We start from the raw sequence: 533 nt of genomic DNA, 5'->3' as shown, positions 1-533 counted from the left end.
CAGGACTTACGCAACTGGCACAGCGATCGCTAATTATTAGTATATGTGTACTGCAATAATGAAGATGTTATTGAATCAGACTGATTGAGAATTGTTAATAGTAATAGATTAAATAAATGACGGGTATTAATTTTATGAGAGAATGATGATAGGGTGCATTAAGAAATTAATTAACGATGAAATTTACTAAACTTAATTACTGCCAGTATTTACTTAGCAGTCAAATCAACTACACAATGACTAATCTAGCAGAACATTTAGACAATATTAGTCACGATAAAATTAATTATTATTTAAAAAATGAGAAATTGACTCCTCGGTTACTTTGGGATAATGTGAAAGATATAATTGTCCCGGACGAGAATGCTTATATTATATTTGATGACACAGTTTTAAACAAAAGATTTTCAGAAAAGATTGAAATAGTGCGAAGGCAATATAGTGGAAATGAGCATGGCATCGTCAAAGGAATTGGAATAGTCAATTGTATATATGTTAATCCTAAAACTCTCAAATTTTGGGTAATAGATTAT

1 pseudogene is annotated in these 533 nt (G+C 29.8%); it reads left to right on the top strand.

What is annotated here, in order from left to right:
* Nucleotides 1-176 precede the first annotated feature (176 nt).
* Nucleotides 177-533: pseudogene (locus FFR48_RS28385) on the top strand (IS701 family transposase); the annotation flags it as partial.

This window comes from Sphaerospermopsis reniformis, assembly GCF_005402885.1.
Lineage (GTDB): Bacteria > Cyanobacteriota > Cyanobacteriia > Cyanobacteriales > Nostocaceae > Sphaerospermopsis > Sphaerospermopsis kisseleviana.
Note: the sequence above shows the minus strand (reverse complement) of the source record. Positions and strands in the feature narration are given on the sequence as shown.